We start from the raw sequence: 17,714 nt of genomic DNA on the forward strand, positions 1-17,714 counted from the left end.
GGGCTACCCGGGACGTGTCAGTCGCCGCCGCAGCGCAGGGGGACCGAATGGACGACAACGCCGAGGCGGCCGCGGCCCCCCGCTGGCGGGGCCAGCCCGGCCGCCTGGAGGTGTGGTATGCCACCCTCTCGGATCCGCTCACCCGCGCCGGCCTGTGGCTGCACTACGAAACCGTCGCACCGGCGTGCCCGCCGGCCGGAGCCGGGCGGAGCGCCTATGCGCACGGCTGGGTGACCTGGTTTCCGGTGGACGGCGCCCCGCGCACCGAGAGGTTCGGTCCCGTTCCGGCGCGGCCCGCGGCGGGCGCCGCCTGGTTCGACGCCGCCGGCGCACGGGCGGCACCCGGAGAGCTCACCGGGCGCGCCGGATCGATCGCATGGCGGCTGAGCTGGAAGGACACCGGTGCGCCGTTGTGGACCTTCCCACGGATCGCGTGGCAGCGCGAGCTGTTGCCGGGCGCTCAGGTGGTGATCGCCCCCACGGCCGATTTCACCGGATCCCTGAGCGTCGGTGACGCCACCCAGCGCGTCGTGGGCTGGCAGGGCGGCGTGGCCCACGTCTACGGGCGCGGGAACGCGAGGCGCTGGGGATGGATCCACGCCGATCTCGGTGACGGTGACGTGCTCGAGGTCGTCACCGCGGTGCCGCACACTCCCGGGGTGTGCCGCCTGCCTCCGATCGCATTCACCCGCTTTCGTATCGGCGGAAAGGACTGGCCGGCACTGGGTTTGCCATCCACACGGCTGCGCACCACCCTCGGGTTGCGACACTGGCAGCTGGCGGGGCACATCGGCCGCCGCCGGGTGCTGATCCGTGTTGACCAGCCCGAAAGCCGTTGCGTCAGCTTGGCGTACACCGATCCCGACGGTGCCCGCGCGGTATGCACTAACACCGAACGGGCCGATATCCACGTCGAGGTCGGCGACCGGCGCTGGTCGGTATGGGGCACCGGTCATGCCGAGGTCGGCCTGCGCGGCGCCGAAGCCCCCGCTGTCAACGAGAGGACCGTCTCATGAGCTTCCTTTTCGACCCACCGCTGCTGATCGCCGCCGGCGTGCTGATCGAACGGGTGGTACCCGAGGAGAACCGCGACATCGCCGAGGCCGCTACCGTCGGGCTCTTCTTCGGCACGTCGTTCGGCCTGTACCAGAACGTGCCGGGACTCGGCGTGATGTGGCGTCCGTTCCGCGCCCAAAACGGCCGCGACTTCATGTGGAACAGTGGAATCTTTGCGCTGAATACCGCTCAGCTGGGCTGGCCCATGCATGCCGTTGCGGGCGCCATGTTCGCCAGCTACCCGTTTTTCATCATGCTCGGTCGCCGCCTCGGCCGGCGGCGCGCTCTTCGGCGATGAGTTCGCTTGCCCGGCGGGCCATCGCCTCGTTCGGTGCCGCGCTGCTGCCCCAGGAATGCGGTGGGCCGTCGCCGGCTCAGCTTGTCGAACGGGTGGACCGCTATGTCGCCCGACTGCCTGTGGGGACGCGAACGGCTGTGCGCTGGGGGCTGCTATCGGTCGTCGCCGCAAGCTATCTCACCACCGGAAGGTCGCTGTTACGGTTGGATCCCGATACCCGCATGAACGTGTTGCGCCGGCTAGCATCACTCGGACCGGATGCCGCCGCCGCGATCGAGGGCTTGAAGGCTATCGTGCTTCTCGCCAACGGCGCCGATAGCTACGCTGCTGAACTGCTCGCCCGCGCAACAGAACACGATGTCGCGCGCCCGGACGCTGCCCTGACCGTCATCTCGGCTGTAAATAGCCCGTCGGTGCTGAAGGCGGATGCGGTGGTCGTCGGCTCCGGCGCCGGGGGGGCGATGGCGGCCCGCACGCTGGCCCGCACGGGCCGGCTCACCGTCGTGGTCGAGGAGGGCCGGCGCTGGACGGTCGACGAGTTCCGTGCCGGCCACCCGATCGACCGCTACGCCGGGCTGTACCGCGGGGCCGGAGCCACTATTGCGCTCGGCAGGCCCGCGGTGGTGGTGCCGATCGGACGGGCGGTGGGCGGCACCACCGTCGTCAACTCCGGCACCTGCTATCGTCCTCCGTTGTCCGTCCAGCGACGCTGGCGCGACGAATTCGGCTTGACGCTCGCCGATCCCGACCTGTTGGCGGGATACCTCGACGAGGTCGAGCACACGTTGCAGGTCGCCCCGGTGCCGCTGGAAATCATGGGCCGCAACGGTCGCCTGCTGCTCGACGGCGCCCGCGCGCTGGGCTGGCGCGCGGCGCCCATCCCCCGCAATGCCCCCGGGTGCGACGGGTGTTGTCAATGTGCGATCGGCTGTCCGCGCAACGCCAAATTCGGCGTGCATCTCAACGCGCTGCCGCAGGCTTGCGCAGCCGGTGCACGCATTATCAGTGATGCCCGCGCCGAGCGGATCTTGCTGCACGAAAACGCGCGTGCCCGCGGCGTGCGGGCACGCCGGCCTGACGGCACCGCGCTGGACATTCTCGCCGACACGATCGTGGTTGCGGCGGGCGCAACCGAAACATCAAACCTGTTGCGGCGCAGCGGTATTGGTAACCATCCACAGCTCGGCCGGAACCTTGCCCTGCATCCGGCCGTCGCGGTCGCCGGACGCTTCAACGAGGACGTTTTCGCCTGGCGCGGGGTGTTGCAGAGCGCGGCGGTCGACGAGTTGCACGCGTCCGAAGGCGTCTTGATCGAGGCGACCTCTACCCCGCCGGGCATGGGCTCGATAGTCTTCCCTGGCTACGGCAGCGAATTGCTCGCTTGGCTGCAGCGGGCACCTCAAGTCGCGACGCTGGGTGCCATGGTGGCCGACCGGGGCGTGGGCCGGGTGCTATCGGTGCGCGATGAGACGCTGCTGCGCTACCATATCGCCCCGGCAGACATCGCTAAGCTCATGGCCGCGATCGAGGCGATGGGCCGGCTGCTATTTGCCGCCGGTGCGGTTGAGGTGCTCACCGGTCTGTCGGCAGCGCCGACGGTGACGTCGCTGCCGGCCCTTTCGGACGTGCTGCGCCGAGCAAACCCGAAAAGCCTGCACCTGGCGGCTTTTCACCCTACGGGAACCGCAGCGGCCGGCGCCGATGAGCAGCGCTGCCCGGTCGATCAGCGCGGCCGGCTGCGCGGTGTGCAGGGGGTGTGGGTCGCCGACGCGTCAATCCTGCCGAGCTGTCCGGAAGTCAATCCCCAACTGTCGATCATGGCGCTGGCGCTGGCGGTCACCGACGAGCTGGTGGCGGCGCAGGCATGATAACGTGCCCGACAGCCACTGGTTAACCCTCCAGCTTGTAGCCCAGTCCACGCACCGTCACCAGATGCACCGGATTGGCCGGGTCGGCTTCGATCTTGGAGCGCAACCGCTTGACGTGGACATCGAGTGTCTTGGTGTCGCCGACATAATCTGCGCCCCACACCCGGTCGATCAGCTGCCCGCGGGTCAGCACCCGTCCACTGTTGCGCATCAGGTACTCGAGAAGGTCGAATTCCTTGAGCGGCAATGTGATCGGCTTGCCATTCACCGATACCGTGTGCCGCTCGACATCCATCCGTACCGGACCGGACTCCAGAATGCCATCGCTGATGTCGGGCTCTTCATCACCGCCGCGGCGAAGCACCGCGCGGATCCGGGCGATCAGCTCGCGCGCCGAGTAGGGCTTGGTCACGTAGTCGTCGGCGCCCAGTTCTAAGCCGACGACCTTGTCGATCTCACTGTCTCGGGCGGTCACCATGATCACCGGGACGCTGCTCCGGGCGCGCAACTGCTTGCACACGTCGGTGCCTGACATCCCGGGCAACATCAAATCGAGCAACACGATGTCGGCGCCGGCCCTGTCGAACTCGGCAAGCGCCGACGGTCCGTCGGTGACCACCGTCGCCTCAAAGCCTTCCTTACGCAGCAGGAAAGCCAGCGGATCGGCCAGCGACTCTTCGTCTTCCACGATCAGCACACTGGTCATCAGCGCCACTCCTCTTCATCGCTTCGCTCTGCTTCGTCGTCGGCGCGGGTCATCAGCGCCACTCCTCTTCATCGCTTCGCTCTGCTTCGTCGTCGGCGCGGGTCATCGGCTCAACTCTTCCTCACGTTGAGAAATGTCGGGCCTCGCGTCGCGTTTCGACGATATCTCGGCGTCTTCGCCGGTCTCCCGATATGCCGGGATGGACAACGTGAACGTCGACCCGGTCCCCGGTTGGCTCCACAATCCGATGCTGCCATTGTGATTGGCAGCGACATGCTTAACGATCGCCAAGCCGAGCCCCGTTCCGCCGGTTGCCCGCGAGCGCGCCTTATCCCCCCGGAAGAACCGCTCGAACACCCGCTCCTGGTCTTCGCGTGCGATGCCGATACCCCGGTCGGTGACGGCGATCTCGATGAACTCGGCGCGGCGGCGACGGCTGATCGACACCAGTGAGCCGCGTGGCGAGTACGCGATCGCGTTGGACACCAGGTTGGCCAGCGCGGTGACCAGCAGGGTCTGATCGCCCAGCACCTTAAAGCCACTCGGCGCATCGGTTCTGATTTCGATGTCTGAATTGTCCGCGGCCACTTTATGACGCGAAATCGCTTCTGCCACAATTGTGTCCACGTCCACAGCGCCCAGATTGGGCAACGGCCCGCCGCCTTGAAGCCGCGACAGCTCAATCAGTTCACCTACCATCTCCCCAAGCCTATTGGCCTCGATGAGCACCTTCTCGCCGAAGCGGCGCACCGTCTCGGGGTCATCGGCCGATGCCAGCAAGGCCTCGGCCAGCACGGCCATAGCGCCTACCGGTGTCTTGAGTTCGTGGCTGACGTTGGCCACGAAGTCCCGCCTGGTGGCCTCCACCCGGGCGTAGTCGGACTGGTCGTAGACAAAGACCACGGCGAAGCGGCGGTCTTCTTCGCTCAGCAGCCGGGCCTGGCCGTGCACCGACAGCCCGGACCGGCCTGCGGGCACACGCTTGCCCGGTGACAGATCGAACTCGGCGTCCTCGCCGGCCAGCGCCCGCAGTGCCGCTTGCCAGGCCTGCTCGTCGAGCTGCCGGTCACGCACCAATCCCAGCTGTTTGGCCTGGTCGTTCAGGTAGACCACGTCACGATGACCGTCTACCACCGCGGTGCCCAGCGGCATCAGCGCGACGATGCGCTGCAGCATCTGCGAGACCGTGATCCCCGCCCATTCGGCGGCCGCACGCTGGCGGCGCTCGGTCACCCGCGGTGCCATCCGGGTTCCCGCGGCAACGCCGACCGCCAGTGCCGATAGCGACAACACCCCGGCCGACAACAGCGCCGAGAACATAGTCACGCGAAAATCCTACAAATCAGGTGAACATCGCCCTAGCTGCCCGGGGCCTAAATCGGACATGTCACAGAGTGCAATGCAGGAATTCGTCCGCTGTTCACGTCTTGTTTTCCGCGATGTCTCGAAACCGCTCACGTGCCCTGGCGTGCGACCGCGGCGGCGCCGGCGGCGGCGGCTTCGGGATCGAGATAGGTGCCGCCGGCCACCAGGGGACGAAGCTCGGCGTCTAGGTCGTAGCGCAGCGGAATGCCGGTGGGGATGTTCAGCCCGACGATCGCATCGTCGGACATCCGGTCCAGGTATTTGACCAGCGCGCGCAGCGAGTTGCCGGACGCCGCGATCAGCACCGTCCTTCCCACCCGCAAGTCCGGGACGATGACATCGGTGTAGTACGGCACGAACCGGGCCACCACATCGGCCAGGCACTCGGTCAGCGGGCCTCCCCCGATGTTGGCGTAGCGGGGATCGGTGTCCTGGCTGAACCGGCTGCCCCTCTCGATCGGCGGCGGCGGCGTAGCGTAGCTGCGCCGCCACGCCATGAACTGTTCCTCGCCGTAGCGCGCCCTGACCTCGGACTTGTTCAGGCCCTGCAGCGCACCGTAGTGGCGTTCGTTGAGCCGCCAGCTACGCCGCACCGGGATCCAGTGCCGATCGGCGGTGTCTAGCGCCAGGTTCGCGGTGGTGATCGCCCGTCGCAACAGCGAGGTGTACACCACGTCGGGCAACAGGTTGTGCTCGGCCATTAGCTCACCGCTGCGCACCGCCTCGGCCCGGCCCTTATCGGTCAGGTCGACGTCGACCCACCCGGTGAACAGATTCAACGCGTTCCACTCACTCTCGCCGTGACGGAGGAGGACCAGTGTGGCGGCTGCGTGTTGTGATCCCATGGCGGCCTAGTCTGTCATGGCCTGACCCGCTGCGGTGTGGCGGTCGCAGCGTTCACTAGGCCGGGTCGGTCCGACGCTGCGAACAGCCGCAAGCACTCCTATCGCCGGCCAAGCACAAATCGCTCAAATCTGATCGCCGGCCCCCTCCTCGGGCCGCTTCGCGGCCCGCATCGTCGCCGAACGTTCCTCGTCGTCGATCAGGTGAGCGAACGCCTGAAGGTTCTTCAGCGAGGTGCCCCGTGACACCCGCCACTCCCACTCCTTTCGGATCGAGGAGCGAAAACCCAACTCCAGCAACGTGTTGAAATCCGAGTCCACCGCTTCCAGCACTTGACCGAGCACCCGGTCGATCTCGCCGGCGGTGACCGAGGCCAACGACATGCGGCCCACCAGATAGATGTCGCCGACATTGTCCAGCGTGTAGGCGACGCCGTAAAGACGGCGGTTGCGGTTGAGCAGAAACCGGTAAACGCCTTCGTGGTTCTCGTCGGGCTTGCGACACACGAACGCCTCGATGCGTACCGCGTGCTCGCCGATACTCAGAATGGTGTTGGTTTTGAGCTTGCGTTCCCCGGGCAACTCCACGATCAATCCCGGTGGCCCCCCGTGGGCGCCCCGGTGGCGCGTGTAAGCCAGCTGACTGGCCTGCAGCGCTTCCTCGATAACCCGCTGTACAGCTGAACTCATCGGCGCCACTCTCCCCCGCAACCGGGCGGTGCCCCCACGATCCCGGCCCCGTCGGAATCATCCTCGACGGCGCAACTCATCACGCCCGGACCTCCTGGTGCACCGTCCAGCGCCGGGGTTTTCGTGCCGATGCCGGGTCGCGCACCCGGCGGCGGTTTCGGACGGTGAAATCAGCGATCGCGCGCCGGTAGCTGACCAGCAACGCATCGACGGTGTTGTCCCAGGAGAACGCCGCGGCGTGCGCGGCCGCCGAGCGGCTCATCGCCCATCCTCGCGGCCCGCAGCAGAGCCGCAGCAACTCCTCGATGGCATCCGCCCACCGGTCGACGTCATGGCCGGACACCAGCATGCCGCTGACCCCGTCGCGCACGACCACCGGCAGCCCGCCCACCGCGGCCGCAACCACCGGCGTGCCGCACGCTTGCGCCTCCACCGCCACCAGGCCGAACGACTCCGAATAGCTGGGCACGGCGACCAGGTCGGCGGCCCGGAACAGGGTGGCGAGATCCTCTCGAGATTGCGGCGGCAGGAATGTCACCCGCGCGCTGATACCGAGTTCGTCGGCCAGCCGGACCAGTCCGTCCGGGGCCGCGCGACCGCTGCCCGACGGTCCACCGGCCACCACGATGTGCACCCGTCTGAGTCTGGCGGCCGCCCGCAGCACCAGGTCGGGTGCCTTCAGCGGCTGGATGCGCCCGACGAAGACCACCACCTGCCGATCCGTCGGCAGGCCCAACGCTGCCCGGGCGGCACGGCGGTCCCCGGGATGAAACACCTCGAGGTCGACGCCGGGGTGGGCCACGTCGATCCTGGCGGGATCGGCGCTGAGCAGCGAAACCAGTTGCCCGGCTTCCTCCTCGGTGTTGGCGATCAGCCGGTCCGCCTCGTCGACGACCTGTTGCTCACCGACCGTGCGCAGCACCGGCTCGGGGATGTCCCCGTCGGCCAGTGCCGCGTTTTTCACCGCCGCCAGGGTGTGCGCGGTGTGCACCAGCGGCACGGCCCAGCGGTCCCGGGCCAGCCAGCCGACCCGACCGGACAGCCAGTAGTGCGAGTGCACGATGTCGTAATAGCCGGCCTCGTGACCGGCTTCGGCCCGCAACACCCCCGCTGCGAACGCGCACAGTTGGGCGGGCAGGTCGTATTTGTCGAGCCCTTCGAAAGGACCGGCGTCCACGTTGCGCACCAGCACCCCGGGCGCCACCGGCACGATCGGCGGATCGGTCGATGCGGTGGCCCGGGTGAAGATCTCCACCTCGATGCCCCGTCGTGCCAGGTGCAGCGCGGTCTGCAACACGTAGACGTTCATGCCGCCGGCGTCGCCGACGCCCGGCTGGGCCAGCGGTGACGTGTGCACCGACAACACCGCCACCCGGCCCGGATCGCGCACCCCGGCCGCATCGAGCCCGCGAACGTCAGAGCGGAAAACGTCGGTAGGCACCACACCGCCATCTTGGCAGGGCGCTTCGCAGCGTCGCCGACATGCTCACGTCACCTCGACGATCCCCGCGCCGCGCGCCCCAGCGCCCGCCCCGGTGACCCGAGGGCTCTGGCGCGCCGCATCGCCCCCAGCGGATCGGCGTAGAGCCCATCCAGGGACACGATCCCCGCACCCGCCTCCTGCACCCGATTGCCGAAGACAGTCACCCGGATCTCCTGCGGCGGCAGCACGGAACGCGCGGCGAACGCGGCTTTCACCTGCACCAGCCCTTCCGGGTATTCGGTGAACGCCTGGCCGCCAACCACCAAATCCTCGGGATTGAGCAGGTCACGCAGCAGCGCAATCGCTTCACCGAGCACCCGGGCCCGTTCCGCCAGCAGGTCTTTGGCCAGCTGGTTGCCGCTACGGGCGACCCGCAACACCTCGGCAATGGCCGGCCCCGGCCCAGGTGTGGCGACCTCGGGCAGGATACGAAGTCGCCGCGCCGCGGCCAGCACCGCCTCGTCGCTGACGGTGGACTCCAGTTGCCCGGAACCGCCCAGCAGCTCGGAAGGCGCGGGCAGGGCGGCTATGGTGCCCGGGCCGCCGGCCGGGCTGTGTACCCTACCGTCAATCACCAGGGCATAGCCCACGGTTTCCCGCGCGTAGACATAAAGACTGCTCGACGGGCTCGACGCGAACCGGCGGATGCCGAGCTGCAACTCCGCCCCGGCCATGGCGTGCACCGCCGACGCCACCGACACCGGCAGGCCCAGCGCGTCGGCCAGCACCGGACCGACGGGTGCCTGACGCCAGCCCAGCCGGGGATGATCGATGTGGCCGCTGGCGCCGTGAACCACTCCGCCGACCGCGACCCCCACCCACAGCGGTCGGCGGCGATGCCAGCGTTGCAGGTATCGGCGCGCGGTGTCGGCCAGCGAGGCCAACGCGGGCCCTTGGGCGCCGCGCGGGGTCGGTGCCTCCACCGCGTCCAGCGCGCGGCCGAACAAGTCGGTGGCCACGATGCGGGTGCTTCGCGCCCCGACGTGCAGGCCCAGCGTCAGGAACGGTTCGTGATTGACCTCGACGGGCACCCGTGGACGCCCGATCGCCCCGGCGACCGCAAGGTCGGCGCGCTCACGCAGCAGCCCGGCCTCAAGCAGCGCGTTGACCTGCCGGTTCACCGTCGCGGCGCTCAGCGACGTGACATCGCTGATGACGTCGCGGCCAACGGGGCCGTGGAGCCGCACGGCCCGGAAGACCGCCGCCGCGGCGGCGTCCGACAGATGCAGCGACGGCGCAACGACCCGGTGATGCGACCGCCCTCGTCGCGGGCCTCCCGGGGCACGATGGGTCGGGTGGTTGGTGAGAGTGGTTGAGCGCATGGGTGTCCTTGTCCGAGTCCCTGGGTTCCGACGGCGGGCCCGGCCACCCCGGCGTGGGGTGAGCTCAGGCGGGGCAGACCGCGCGGCAACAACACCCGCGGTCCGCGATCGGACACAGGCCGAGCAAGGCGCTCAGGTACACACGAGGGAATCTAGCACGCAAAGCTAGAGTTGGTGAGATGAGCACGCCATCACCGCAACCGCACGAACGCGTCGCGGTGGTCACCGGCGCCAGTGCGGGCATTGGTGAAGCGACCGCGAGAACCCTTGCCGCGCAAGGTTTTCACGTAGTCGCGGTGGCGCGCCGGGCGGACCGGATCGCGGCGTTGGCCGATGAGATCGGCGGAACCGCCGTGGCGGCCGATGTCACCGACGGCGCCGCTGTGGAAGCACTGGCGAGCGGATTGAGCCGAGTCGACGTGCTGGTCAACAACGCCGGGGGTGCCAAGGGGCTGGAACCGGTCGCCGAGGCAGACCTGGACCATTGGCGCTGGATGTGGGAGACCAATGTGCTGGGCACGCTGCGGGTCACCCGGGCGTTGTTGCCCAAGTTGATCGCCTCGGGCGACGGGCTGATCGTGACGATCACCTCGATTGCGGCGTTCGAGATCTACGACGGCGGTTCGGGTTACACGTCGGCCAAGCACGCGCAAAGCGCGTTACACCGCACCCTGCGTGGTGAGTTGTTGGGAAAACCCGTGCGGCTCACCGAGATTGCACCTGGCATGGTGCAGACCGAGTTCTCCCTGGTGCGCTTCGACGGCGACCGGAGGCGAGCCGAGGCGGTGTATGAGGGCATGACCCCGCTGGTGGCCGCCGATATCGCCGAGGTGATCGGATTCGTGGCCAGCCGCCCGTCCCACGTCAACCTGGACCAGATCGTCATCCGGCCGCGCGACCAGGCATCGGCTACCCGCCGGGTCGCGCGCTAGCCGTGCCGGACGGGGCGGTGGGTGCGTCCGGCACCGCGGCCGCGCCGGAAGGGCCGACGGGCGCGGTGACCGGGATGGGCTTGCCGGGCTTGGGTCCCTGGCCCGCCAGTGCCGACATCGACTTCCAGGTGTCCCAGTCCACCGCCCAGTCCCAGATATCCCCATCGGCGGCGGACAGCTGGATCGAGCTGCCGGTCACCTCCACGGGATCGCCGTAGAGGGCGCTGTTGTAGTACTGCTCGGCGTCGGCCGTGGACAGGTTGATGCAGCCGTTGGTGACGTTGGTATTGCCCTGCGCGCCGGCGCTGGCCGGGTTGGCGTGGATGAATTCGCCGTTGTTGGAGATCCGCACCGCCCAGCGCTCGTGGATGTTGCTGTAACCGGCGGCCGGGTTGGACATGTAAAAGTCGGCGTATTTCTCGCTGACCACGTGGATCCCGTTGCGGGTGACGTTGCGCGGCTTGTCGGCCTCGCCGTAGCTGCAGGGAAAGTCCATGATCACCCCCTCGTCGCGAATCACCTGGATGCGGTGCGAGGTGACCTCGGCCTTGACCACCTGGCGGCGGCCGACCTGGAAGTTCAGGCTGATGTCCTGCTTGCCGTAGGCGCCGTCGCCGAACGCCACCCCGTAGAGCTTGGCGTCGACGGTGACCGTGGTGCCCGCCGGGTAGTAGTCGCGGGTCCGCCAGTGCACCCGCGAGCCCTGCGCCTCATCGGGCAGCCATGCCCAGCTGCCTTCGACGGGCGGGTCGGTGGTGACAATGAGCGCCCGTTCGACGGCGGCCTTGTCGGTGATCGGCGAGTCGAACTGGATGATGATCGGCGCCGCCACTCCCACGGTCTGGCCGTCGGCGAGCTGAAACCGCCCGTTGATCACCTTTTTGGGTGTCAGGGTGGTGAACCGGCCGGCGACCGGAACCGCCCTGCCGTCGCGGCCGATCGCCGCACCGCTCCAGGTGTAGGCGACACCATAACCCAGCGGTTCGGTGATCGTGTAGGCGGTGCGATCCCGGTTGAACGCCCCGGCCACCACCTTGCCGTGCGGATTCGTCAAGGCCACCTGCGCGAAGACGCCGTTTTTGACCTCGACACCGACCGGCGCGGTGGGTGCCACGTTCGCCGCGGCGGGAGTGCCGAGCGCCGGCCGGAACGTCACCGTCGGCACCGGTGGTGGCGGCGGTGTCTCCGCGTGTTTGCTGGGTCTGCTGAAACACCCGGCCAGCACGTTCGGTGCGAACACCCCCACCGCCAGCGCAGACAAGGCCCGGCGCCGGCAGATCGGCGTCGGGCCACCGGCTGTGTTCACGACAGATAAAGATACCGGGCCCAACGCCCCGCCCCCGAAAGCAACGGCTACAACACGCAGCCCACCAGCACGGGTTCGGGTTCCAGGGTGATTCCAAACACATCGCGCACCCCGTCGCGCACGGTGCGAGCCAGGGCCACCACGTCGGCGGCGGTGGCCCCACCGCGGTTCGTCAGGGCCAGCGCATGCTTGGTGGACAGCCGGCAGGGGGCGCTGCCGGTGCCCGGGTAGCCTTTGCCGAAGCCGGCCCGCTCCACCAGCCAGCCGGCCGCGAGTTTGACGCCGCCCGGCGCCGGCCAGTGCGGTACCGGGGCGCCGGCCCGCTCCACCAGGCGCCGGTACACGGCCGGCGCGACGACCGGATTGATGAAAAACGACCCGACGCTCCAGGTGTCGTGGTCGGCCGTGTCGAGCACCATGCCCTTGCGCGCCCGCAGGGCCAGCACCGCCCGCCGGACGGTGGCCGGGTCGGCGCGTTGACCGGCCGTCGCGTGCAGCGCGGTGACCAGCTCGTGATAGCGCAGCGGCGCGCTGCGGCCGGACGCATCCAGCGTGAACTCCACCTCCACGACCACGATGGGCACCCGCAGCCCGTCACCGCCGACGGGCTTGAGCACGCTGGTGCGGTAGCCGAAGCCCAACTCGGACGGCGATGCCCAGCGCAGCTCACCGCTGCGCCGGTCCAGCAGCCGGACCCCGGTGATGACGTCGGCCACCTCCACGCCGTAGGCACCCACGTTCTGCACAGGGGTGGCACCGGCCGAACCGGGGATGCCGGACAGGCATTCCAGTCCCCCGAGTCCGTGTTCGACGGCGGCGACCACGACGTCGTCCCACACCGCACCGGCCTCCGCGCGCAAGATGTTGCCGTCGATGCTGATGCTGTCGTTGGCCAGCCGCACCACGGTCAGGTCGGTCAGGGTTTCGGAGATCACCACGTTGGAGCCGCCGGCCATCACCAGCAGCGGTTGGCAGCGCTCGGCGTCCAGGCGGCGCAACACCGCGACCGCCTGTTCGGTGGTGGTGCAGGTGATGACACGCCGCGCCGTAGGGCCGATCCGCAACGTGGTCAGGGGGGCCAGCGGCACATTCTCGGCGATATGCGCCCCGGCGAACAACGTTCCCGCGCCGCCCTGCCTCATGAGCCGTAACGGTAGCCTGACCTGCTATGCCGCGTTCATTCGACATGTCCACCGACTACGGGGGCACCGTCGAACAGGTTCATCGTGCTTTCGGTGACGAGGGCTACTGGCTGGCCCGCCTGGCCAATTCCGGGGCCGATGAGGCGGCGCTGGAGTCGATGCGGGTCGGGAGCGACGGCAGCATCGACGTGGTCACCGTGCAGGTGCTGCGCGGTGACCGGCTTCCCGCTTTGGTCACCCAGTTGCATCGCGGCGATCTGCGGATCCGGCGCGACGAGAAGTGGGGCCCGGTCGTCGACGGCGTCGCTAACGCCACCGTTCTCGGTTCCATCCCGAACCTCCCGGTGGGCCTTACCGGGACCGGGGTGCTAGCACCGGTCGGCGATTCCGGTGGTGCCCGGCTGACGTTTCGGGCCACGGTCGAGGTTCGGGTGCCACTTATCGGAGGCAGGATCGAGAACTTGATCGGCAGTCAGCTGGTCGAGCTGCTGATCGCCGAGCAGCGCTTCACCACCACCTGGATCGCCGAGAACGCCTGACCCGGCCGCGCCGGATCCGCGCCCGCTAGCGGCGCCTTTAGGCTGAGGCCATGCGGATTGCGTTGGCGCAAATCCTCAGCGGCACCGACCCGGCGGCGAACCTGGGCCAGCTGCGCGACTACGCCGGCCGGGCCGCCGACGCGGGAGCGCAGCTGGTGGTGTTCCCGGAGGCGACGATGTGCCGGTTCGGTGTTCCGTTGGCCCCGATCGCCGAGCCCCTCGACGGGCCCTGGGCCAACGGGGTGCGCCAAATCGCCGCCGAAACCGGGATCACCGTGATTGCCGGGATGTTCACCCCCGCCGGCGACCGACGGGTGACCAACACGCTGATCGCGACCGGAGCCGGCATCGACGCTCACTACCACAAGATCCATCTCTACGACGCGTTTGGTTTCGCCGAATCACGCACCGTCGCTCCCGGCCGCGAGCCGGTGGTGGTCCCGGTCGACGACCTCGGGGTGGGCTTGACGATCTGCTATGACATCCGCTTCCCGGAGCTGTACATCGAGCTGGCCCGCCGCGGGGCCCAGCTGATCGTGATCTGCGCCTCCTGGGCCGGCGGGCCGGGCAAGCTGGAACAGTGGACGCTGCTGGCGCGCGCCCGGGCCCTGGACTCGACGAGCTACATCGCCGCGGCGGGCCAGGCCGACCCCGGCGACAGCCTGCCGGCCTCCACCGCGCCCACCGGGGTCGGCGCCAGCCTGGTGGTCTCGCCGTTCGGCCAGGTGGTGGCATCAGCCGGGGCCGATCCGCAGCTGGTGGTCGCCGAGATCGACGTCGACACCGTCACCGCCGCCCGCGACACCATCGCGGTGCTGCGCAACCGGCGCGACTTCGCCCGCGCCGATAAGGCAGAATCGCGCGGATGACCACCCCGCCCGGCCCCCCTGCCGACGACCCGACGGTGTGGGCACGCCCCGGCGGCCAGCCGGCACCGCAACCCGCATCGCCAGCCGAACCACCGCCTCCGCCCGGCAGGTCGGCGGGCCCGCAGCAGCCCGTCGGCGTGGCGCTCCCGGGCCGGCCGCCACCGAAAGACGCCCCGGTGAAGACCAAACGCCGTCTCCTGCGCGACCCGCTGTCCGTCGTGCTGATCCTCATCACCGCAGTGGCCCTCTCCGTCGCCGCACTGATCGGTGCCGATCTATACGCCCAGCACATCGCCGACAACAAGGTGGCCCAGGCGGCGCAGTGCGTCACCCGCGACAAGGTCAGTGTGGCCTTCGGCCCGCTGCCGCCGTTCCTGTGGCAACACCTCACCGGCCACTACACCGACATCGCCATCAAGACCGCGGGCAACCAGATCAAGGAAGCCAAGGGCATGGCGGCAGACGTGCACATCTACGACGTCGACCTGCACGGCACCGCCACCTCGAAGGGCACGATCGGCGCCCTGGACGCCACCCTCACCTGGTCGGCGCAGGGCATCAAGGAGACCGTGCAGGACACGCTTCCGGTGGTCGGGCAGCTGGTCAGCAGCGTCACCACCAACCCCGGCAACGGCACCATCGAGCTGAAAGGCCCACTGGGGCTGGGCAGTGTCACCGTCCGGCCGCAGGTCATCGACGACCGGCTGGTGCTGCAGGTGGTGGACCTCAACGGGTTGGGCATGCCGTTCCCCCGGGAGAGCGTGCAACCCGCCCTGGACACCTTCACCGGCCAGCTGATGAGCAGATTTCCCCTCGGAATTCACCCGGACAGCGTTCAGGTCACCGCTACCGGCGTGGTGGGCCATTTCTCCAGCCGCAACGCGACCATCCCCGCGCAGAGCCAAGATCCCTGCTTCGCCAAACTGTGAGACCGGACGCGGTGGCTCCGCGACCAGCGACGACCCCACGGTCTCGACGCCGGCTTCATGAGGCAGAATCGCGCAGATGACGACTCCGCAGGGCCCGTCGCCCCACGACCCCTCGAAATGGGCTCGCCCCGGCCAGGGTCGGCCGCGCCGGCCCGAACGGCCGTCGGAGTCCCCGACCACGCGGATGCGTCCCGGCGGACCGCGAGGTGATCGCGGCCCGCAACCCCCTGCCGGGCCGCCGCGCCCGCAGGCCGGCCCGCCGCCTGCCCGGCAAACTGGCTATCCGCCGGGGCAGCGGACCGGCTCGCCGCCTCCGGGGCAACGACCGGCCTCCCCGCCCCCGGGGCAACGGCCGGCCTCCCCGCCCCCGGGGCCGTCCGGCCGGGCTCCCACCCCGCCGGACCCGGCCACGACGCGACTGTCCACCCGGCCACCGTCCACCCGGTCACCCGCGAAAGCCAAGCGTCACTTCGCGGGCAGCGGGCTGTCCCTGGTGTTGGTCCTGGTGATTGTGGTGCTCTCCGTCGTGGCTGGCCTGATCGGCGCCGAACTGTATGTCCGCAACCTCGCGGACGCCAAAGTGGCCCGCGCGGTGCAGTGCGAGGTGCAAGACAGCGCCCACGTGTCGTTTGCCTTTCCGCCGCCACTGCTGTGGCAGTACTTCACCCGCCACTATCCCGACATCGCCATCCAGACCGCCGGGAATCAGATCCGCGACGCCAAACGCATGGCGATCAGCATCGACATCCGTAACGTCCGGCTGCATAACGCGACCGGCTCCAAGGGCACGATCGGAGCGCTCACCGGCACCATCACCTGGTCAGCGGAAGGCATCAAGCAGTCGATCCAGGACGCCATCCCGGTGCTGGGCAGCTTCGTCACCAGCCAGGTCACCACCAACCCGGGTGAGGGAACCATCCAGTTGCAGGGTCTGCTGGACAAGGCGACGGTCAAGCCGCAGATTGTCAACAACGGCCTGTCGCTGCAAGTGATCAGCCTGACCGCGCTGGGCAGCAAGCTATCGACGGACACGGTGCAAAAAAACCTCGACGACCTGACCTCTAAGGCGACCCGGAACTACCCACTGGGCATCCACGCCGACAGCGTGCAGGTCACCGCTACCGGGGTGGTGGCCACGTTTTCGACCAGCAACGCCACCATCCCCTCGGGCGGCGGCGGCAAGAACCCGTGTTTCGCCGGCCTCTGAACGGGGCGCGGGAACCGCGGCTCGCGGCCAGCCCGCTGTCAGGCCAGCCCGGCGAGCACGGCGCGGGTGGCGGAAAGCCCCAGGCGTGTGGCGCCCGCGTCGAGCATCGCGAGAGCGTCGGCCGCGCTGCGGATGCCGCCGCTGGCCTTGACCCCGAGCCGCCCACCGACGGCTTCGGCCATCACCGCGACGGCACGCACCGACGCCCCGCCCGCCGGATGAAACCCGGTTGAGGTCTTGACGAAGTCCGCGCCGGCGTCTTCGGCGACCCGGCACACCGCGCTCAGCGTGCCCTCGTCGGCCCGGCTGAGCAGCAGGGCGGACTCCACGATCACCTTGAGCACCGCCGTGGGCACCGCGGCGCGGACCGTGGCGATGTCCGACCGCACCGCGTCGAGGTCTTCGGCCAGCGCGGCGCCCACGTCGATGACCATGTCGATCTCGCTGGCACCGGCGGCGACGGCCAGCGCGGCTTCGTGCGCCTTGACCGCGGCTGCGTGTTTGCCCGAGGGGAAACCCGCCACCGCGGCGATCCGCACTCCCGCGGCGGCGGCTGCCGCGGCGATCGGAACCATTGGGGGGGCGACGCACACCGCGTGCACCCGAAGTTCGGCGGCTTCGACAGCCACGGCCGCCACGTCGGCGGCCGTGGCCTCCGGTGTGAGCAGGGTGTGGTCGATCAGCGCCGCCAGTTGCTCCCGGGATGGTCGATGGGTCACGAGAAGGGCTCCGGCCCGCCGCCGGGGTTGCAGCCCGAAGCGATCATCGCGGCATCGTCGACGACCGGCCGCCAGGGCTCGAGGTTCCAGCTAGACTTGCCGGGTTGCACAAGCTCGGCGAGCTGCCAGTGGCAGATGAATTGCTCGCGCATGCCCGGCGTGCCGGCATCGGGCGCAACGGTGAGCACCTCGGCCCAGGCCTCGTCGGCTTCGGCGGCTGTCCCCGGCTGCCTGGCCGCCGTCCGGCCGGCCGGCGTCGGATAGACCCGCAGGCTGGCCGAACGGCCCGAGTGCACCCACTCAACGTGGTCCACGAAAGGGGGTGAGGGTGTCGTCGACTCCTCGGCGCCCGGGTCCGCGGATGCCACGGCGACAGCCAGCGCGGCGGTGATCGCCCCCAGCGGCATCAGCACCAGGGCTCGCCTGCTCCGTCGCATGCCC

18 protein-coding genes are annotated in these 17,714 nt (G+C 69.3%); 8 read left to right on the forward strand and 10 right to left on the reverse strand.

The annotated features are described in order from the left end of the window. Positions 1–47 precede the first annotated feature (47 nt). Genes QJR12_RS00575 through QJR12_RS00585 form a run of 3 tightly spaced genes read left to right on the forward strand, consistent with a single transcriptional unit; the run spans position 48 to position 3,222 of the window. On the forward strand, positions 48–1,016 hold the full coding sequence (locus QJR12_RS00575) for a hypothetical protein (RefSeq protein WP_300575054.1): 969 nt from the start codon (positions 48–50) through the stop codon (positions 1,014–1,016). Beyond that, on the forward strand, positions 1,013–1,354 hold the full coding sequence (locus QJR12_RS00580) for a hypothetical protein (RefSeq protein ID WP_300575056.1): 342 nt from the start codon (positions 1,013–1,015) through the stop codon (positions 1,352–1,354). Before QJR12_RS00575 ends, QJR12_RS00580 begins: the two co-directional genes overlap by 4 nt. Then, positions 1,351–3,222, forward strand: a complete 1,872-nt coding sequence (locus tag QJR12_RS00585; protein WP_300575058.1) for a GMC family oxidoreductase — start codon at positions 1,351–1,353, stop codon at positions 3,220–3,222. Before QJR12_RS00580 ends, QJR12_RS00585 begins: the two co-directional genes overlap by 4 nt. Positions 3,223–3,244: 22 nt before the next feature. Here QJR12_RS00585 and regX read toward each other — a convergent pair whose 3' ends face one another. From regX to QJR12_RS00615, 6 genes are all read right to left on the reverse strand, one after another. After that, positions 3,245–3,928 carry a two-component sensory transduction protein RegX gene (gene regX, locus QJR12_RS00590; protein ID WP_300575060.1) on the reverse strand — a complete coding sequence of 228 codons (684 nt, stop codon included), beginning with the start codon at positions 3,926–3,928 and terminating at the stop codon, positions 3,245–3,247. Positions 3,929–4,030: 102 nt separating this feature from the next. Next, positions 4,031–5,254 (reverse strand): ATP-binding protein, encoded by a 1,224-nt coding sequence (locus tag QJR12_RS00595; RefSeq protein WP_300575062.1) that lies wholly within the window; start codon positions 5,252–5,254, stop codon positions 4,031–4,033. A 128-nt stretch (positions 5,255–5,382) separates the two neighbouring features. Further along, a complete protein-coding gene (locus QJR12_RS00600; protein WP_300575064.1) occupies positions 5,383–6,138 on the reverse strand; it encodes a phosphoglyceromutase in 756 nt (251 codons plus the stop codon). A 123-nt stretch (positions 6,139–6,261) separates the two neighbouring features. Next, positions 6,262–6,825 carry a YbjN domain-containing protein gene (locus QJR12_RS00605; protein ID WP_300575066.1) on the reverse strand — a complete coding sequence of 188 codons (564 nt, stop codon included), beginning with the start codon at positions 6,823–6,825 and terminating at the stop codon, positions 6,262–6,264. Between the two features lie 79 nt (positions 6,826–6,904). Then, entirely contained in the window at positions 6,905–8,266 is a 1,362-nt protein-coding gene (mshA, locus tag QJR12_RS00610; protein ID WP_300575068.1) for a D-inositol-3-phosphate glycosyltransferase, read from the reverse strand. Between the two features lie 50 nt (positions 8,267–8,316). After that, a complete protein-coding gene (locus QJR12_RS00615; RefSeq protein ID WP_300575070.1) occupies positions 8,317–9,630 on the reverse strand; it encodes an ROK family protein in 1,314 nt (437 codons plus the stop codon). A 179-nt stretch (positions 9,631–9,809) separates the two neighbouring features. On the opposite strand from QJR12_RS00615, the gene QJR12_RS00620 reads away from it, so the two are divergent. Beyond that, positions 9,810–10,562, forward strand: a complete 753-nt coding sequence (locus QJR12_RS00620; RefSeq protein ID WP_300575072.1) for an SDR family oxidoreductase — start codon at positions 9,810–9,812, stop codon at positions 10,560–10,562. Here the strand turns inward: QJR12_RS00620 and QJR12_RS00625 are convergent. Beyond that, entirely contained in the window at positions 10,540–11,892 is a 1,353-nt protein-coding gene (locus QJR12_RS00625) for an Ig-like domain-containing protein (protein ID WP_300575074.1), read from the reverse strand. The two genes, QJR12_RS00620 and QJR12_RS00625, sit on opposite strands and share 23 nt — an antisense overlap. Positions 11,893–11,915: 23 nt before the next feature. Next, complete coding sequence (locus QJR12_RS00630; RefSeq protein ID WP_300575076.1) at positions 11,916–13,010, reverse strand: UDP-N-acetylmuramate dehydrogenase; 1,095 nt, start codon at positions 13,008–13,010, stop codon at positions 11,916–11,918. Positions 13,011–13,036: 26 nt separating this feature from the next. Between QJR12_RS00630 and QJR12_RS00635 the strand changes: the two genes are divergently transcribed. The 4 genes from QJR12_RS00635 (at position 13,037) to QJR12_RS00650 (ending at position 16,554) form a co-directional block, all read left to right on the forward strand. Next, on the forward strand, positions 13,037–13,549 hold the full coding sequence (locus QJR12_RS00635) for a DUF2505 domain-containing protein (protein ID WP_300575078.1): 513 nt from the start codon (positions 13,037–13,039) through the stop codon (positions 13,547–13,549). Positions 13,550–13,599: 50 nt separating this feature from the next. Then, positions 13,600–14,418: a carbon-nitrogen hydrolase family protein gene (locus tag QJR12_RS00640; RefSeq protein ID WP_300575080.1), complete on the forward strand. Its 819-nt coding sequence runs from the start codon at positions 13,600–13,602 to the stop codon at positions 14,416–14,418. After that, positions 14,415–15,347: a DUF2993 domain-containing protein gene (locus QJR12_RS00645; protein WP_300575082.1), complete on the forward strand. Its 933-nt coding sequence runs from the start codon at positions 14,415–14,417 to the stop codon at positions 15,345–15,347. Before QJR12_RS00640 ends, QJR12_RS00645 begins: the two co-directional genes overlap by 4 nt. A 493-nt stretch (positions 15,348–15,840) precedes the next feature. Then, on the forward strand, positions 15,841–16,554 hold the full coding sequence (locus QJR12_RS00650) for a DUF2993 domain-containing protein (RefSeq protein WP_300575084.1): 714 nt from the start codon (positions 15,841–15,843) through the stop codon (positions 16,552–16,554). Between the two features lie 38 nt (positions 16,555–16,592). Here the strand turns inward: QJR12_RS00650 and deoC are convergent, their stop codons facing one another. Further along, entirely contained in the window at positions 16,593–17,273 is a 681-nt protein-coding gene (gene deoC, locus QJR12_RS00655; RefSeq protein ID WP_300575086.1) for a deoxyribose-phosphate aldolase, read from the reverse strand. After that, positions 17,270–17,710 (reverse strand): DUF2599 domain-containing protein, encoded by a 441-nt coding sequence (locus tag QJR12_RS00660; protein ID WP_300575088.1) that lies wholly within the window; start codon positions 17,708–17,710, stop codon positions 17,270–17,272. The genes deoC and QJR12_RS00660 overlap by 4 nt, the downstream gene beginning before the upstream one ends. Between the last annotated feature and the right edge of the window lie 4 nt (positions 17,711–17,714).

It is taken from the genome of Mycobacterium sp. (assembly GCF_029961025.1).
GTDB lineage: Bacteria > Actinomycetota > Actinomycetes > Mycobacteriales > Mycobacteriaceae > Mycobacterium.

Excerpts from the sequence above, each read along its gene's own strand:
- QJR12_RS00575 (WP_300575054.1), top strand. The coding sequence starts at position 48 with ATGGACGACAACGCCGAGGCGGCCGCGGCCCCCCGCTGGCGGGGCCAG.
- QJR12_RS00580 (WP_300575056.1), top strand. The coding sequence starts at position 1,013 with ATGAGCTTCCTTTTCGACCCACCGCTGCTGATCGCCGCCGGCGTGCTG.
- QJR12_RS00585 (WP_300575058.1), top strand. The coding sequence starts at position 1,351 with ATGAGTTCGCTTGCCCGGCGGGCCATCGCCTCGTTCGGTGCCGCGCTG.
- regX (WP_300575060.1), bottom strand. The coding sequence starts at position 3,928 with ATGACCAGTGTGCTGATCGTGGAAGACGAAGAGTCGCTGGCCGATCCG.
- QJR12_RS00600 (WP_300575064.1), bottom strand. The coding sequence starts at position 6,138 with ATGGGATCACAACACGCAGCCGCCACACTGGTCCTCCTCCGTCACGGC.
- QJR12_RS00605 (WP_300575066.1), bottom strand. The coding sequence starts at position 6,825 with ATGAGTTCAGCTGTACAGCGGGTTATCGAGGAAGCGCTGCAGGCCAGT.
- QJR12_RS00615 (WP_300575070.1), bottom strand. The coding sequence starts at position 9,630 with ATGCGCTCAACCACTCTCACCAACCACCCGACCCATCGTGCCCCGGGA.
- QJR12_RS00620 (WP_300575072.1), top strand. The coding sequence starts at position 9,810 with ATGAGCACGCCATCACCGCAACCGCACGAACGCGTCGCGGTGGTCACC.
- QJR12_RS00630 (WP_300575076.1), bottom strand. The coding sequence starts at position 13,010 with ATGAGGCAGGGCGGCGCGGGAACGTTGTTCGCCGGGGCGCATATCGCC.
- QJR12_RS00635 (WP_300575078.1), top strand. The coding sequence starts at position 13,037 with ATGCCGCGTTCATTCGACATGTCCACCGACTACGGGGGCACCGTCGAA.
- QJR12_RS00640 (WP_300575080.1), top strand. The coding sequence starts at position 13,600 with ATGCGGATTGCGTTGGCGCAAATCCTCAGCGGCACCGACCCGGCGGCG.
- QJR12_RS00645 (WP_300575082.1), top strand. The coding sequence starts at position 14,415 with ATGACCACCCCGCCCGGCCCCCCTGCCGACGACCCGACGGTGTGGGCA.
- QJR12_RS00660 (WP_300575088.1), bottom strand. The coding sequence starts at position 17,710 with ATGCGACGGAGCAGGCGAGCCCTGGTGCTGATGCCGCTGGGGGCGATC.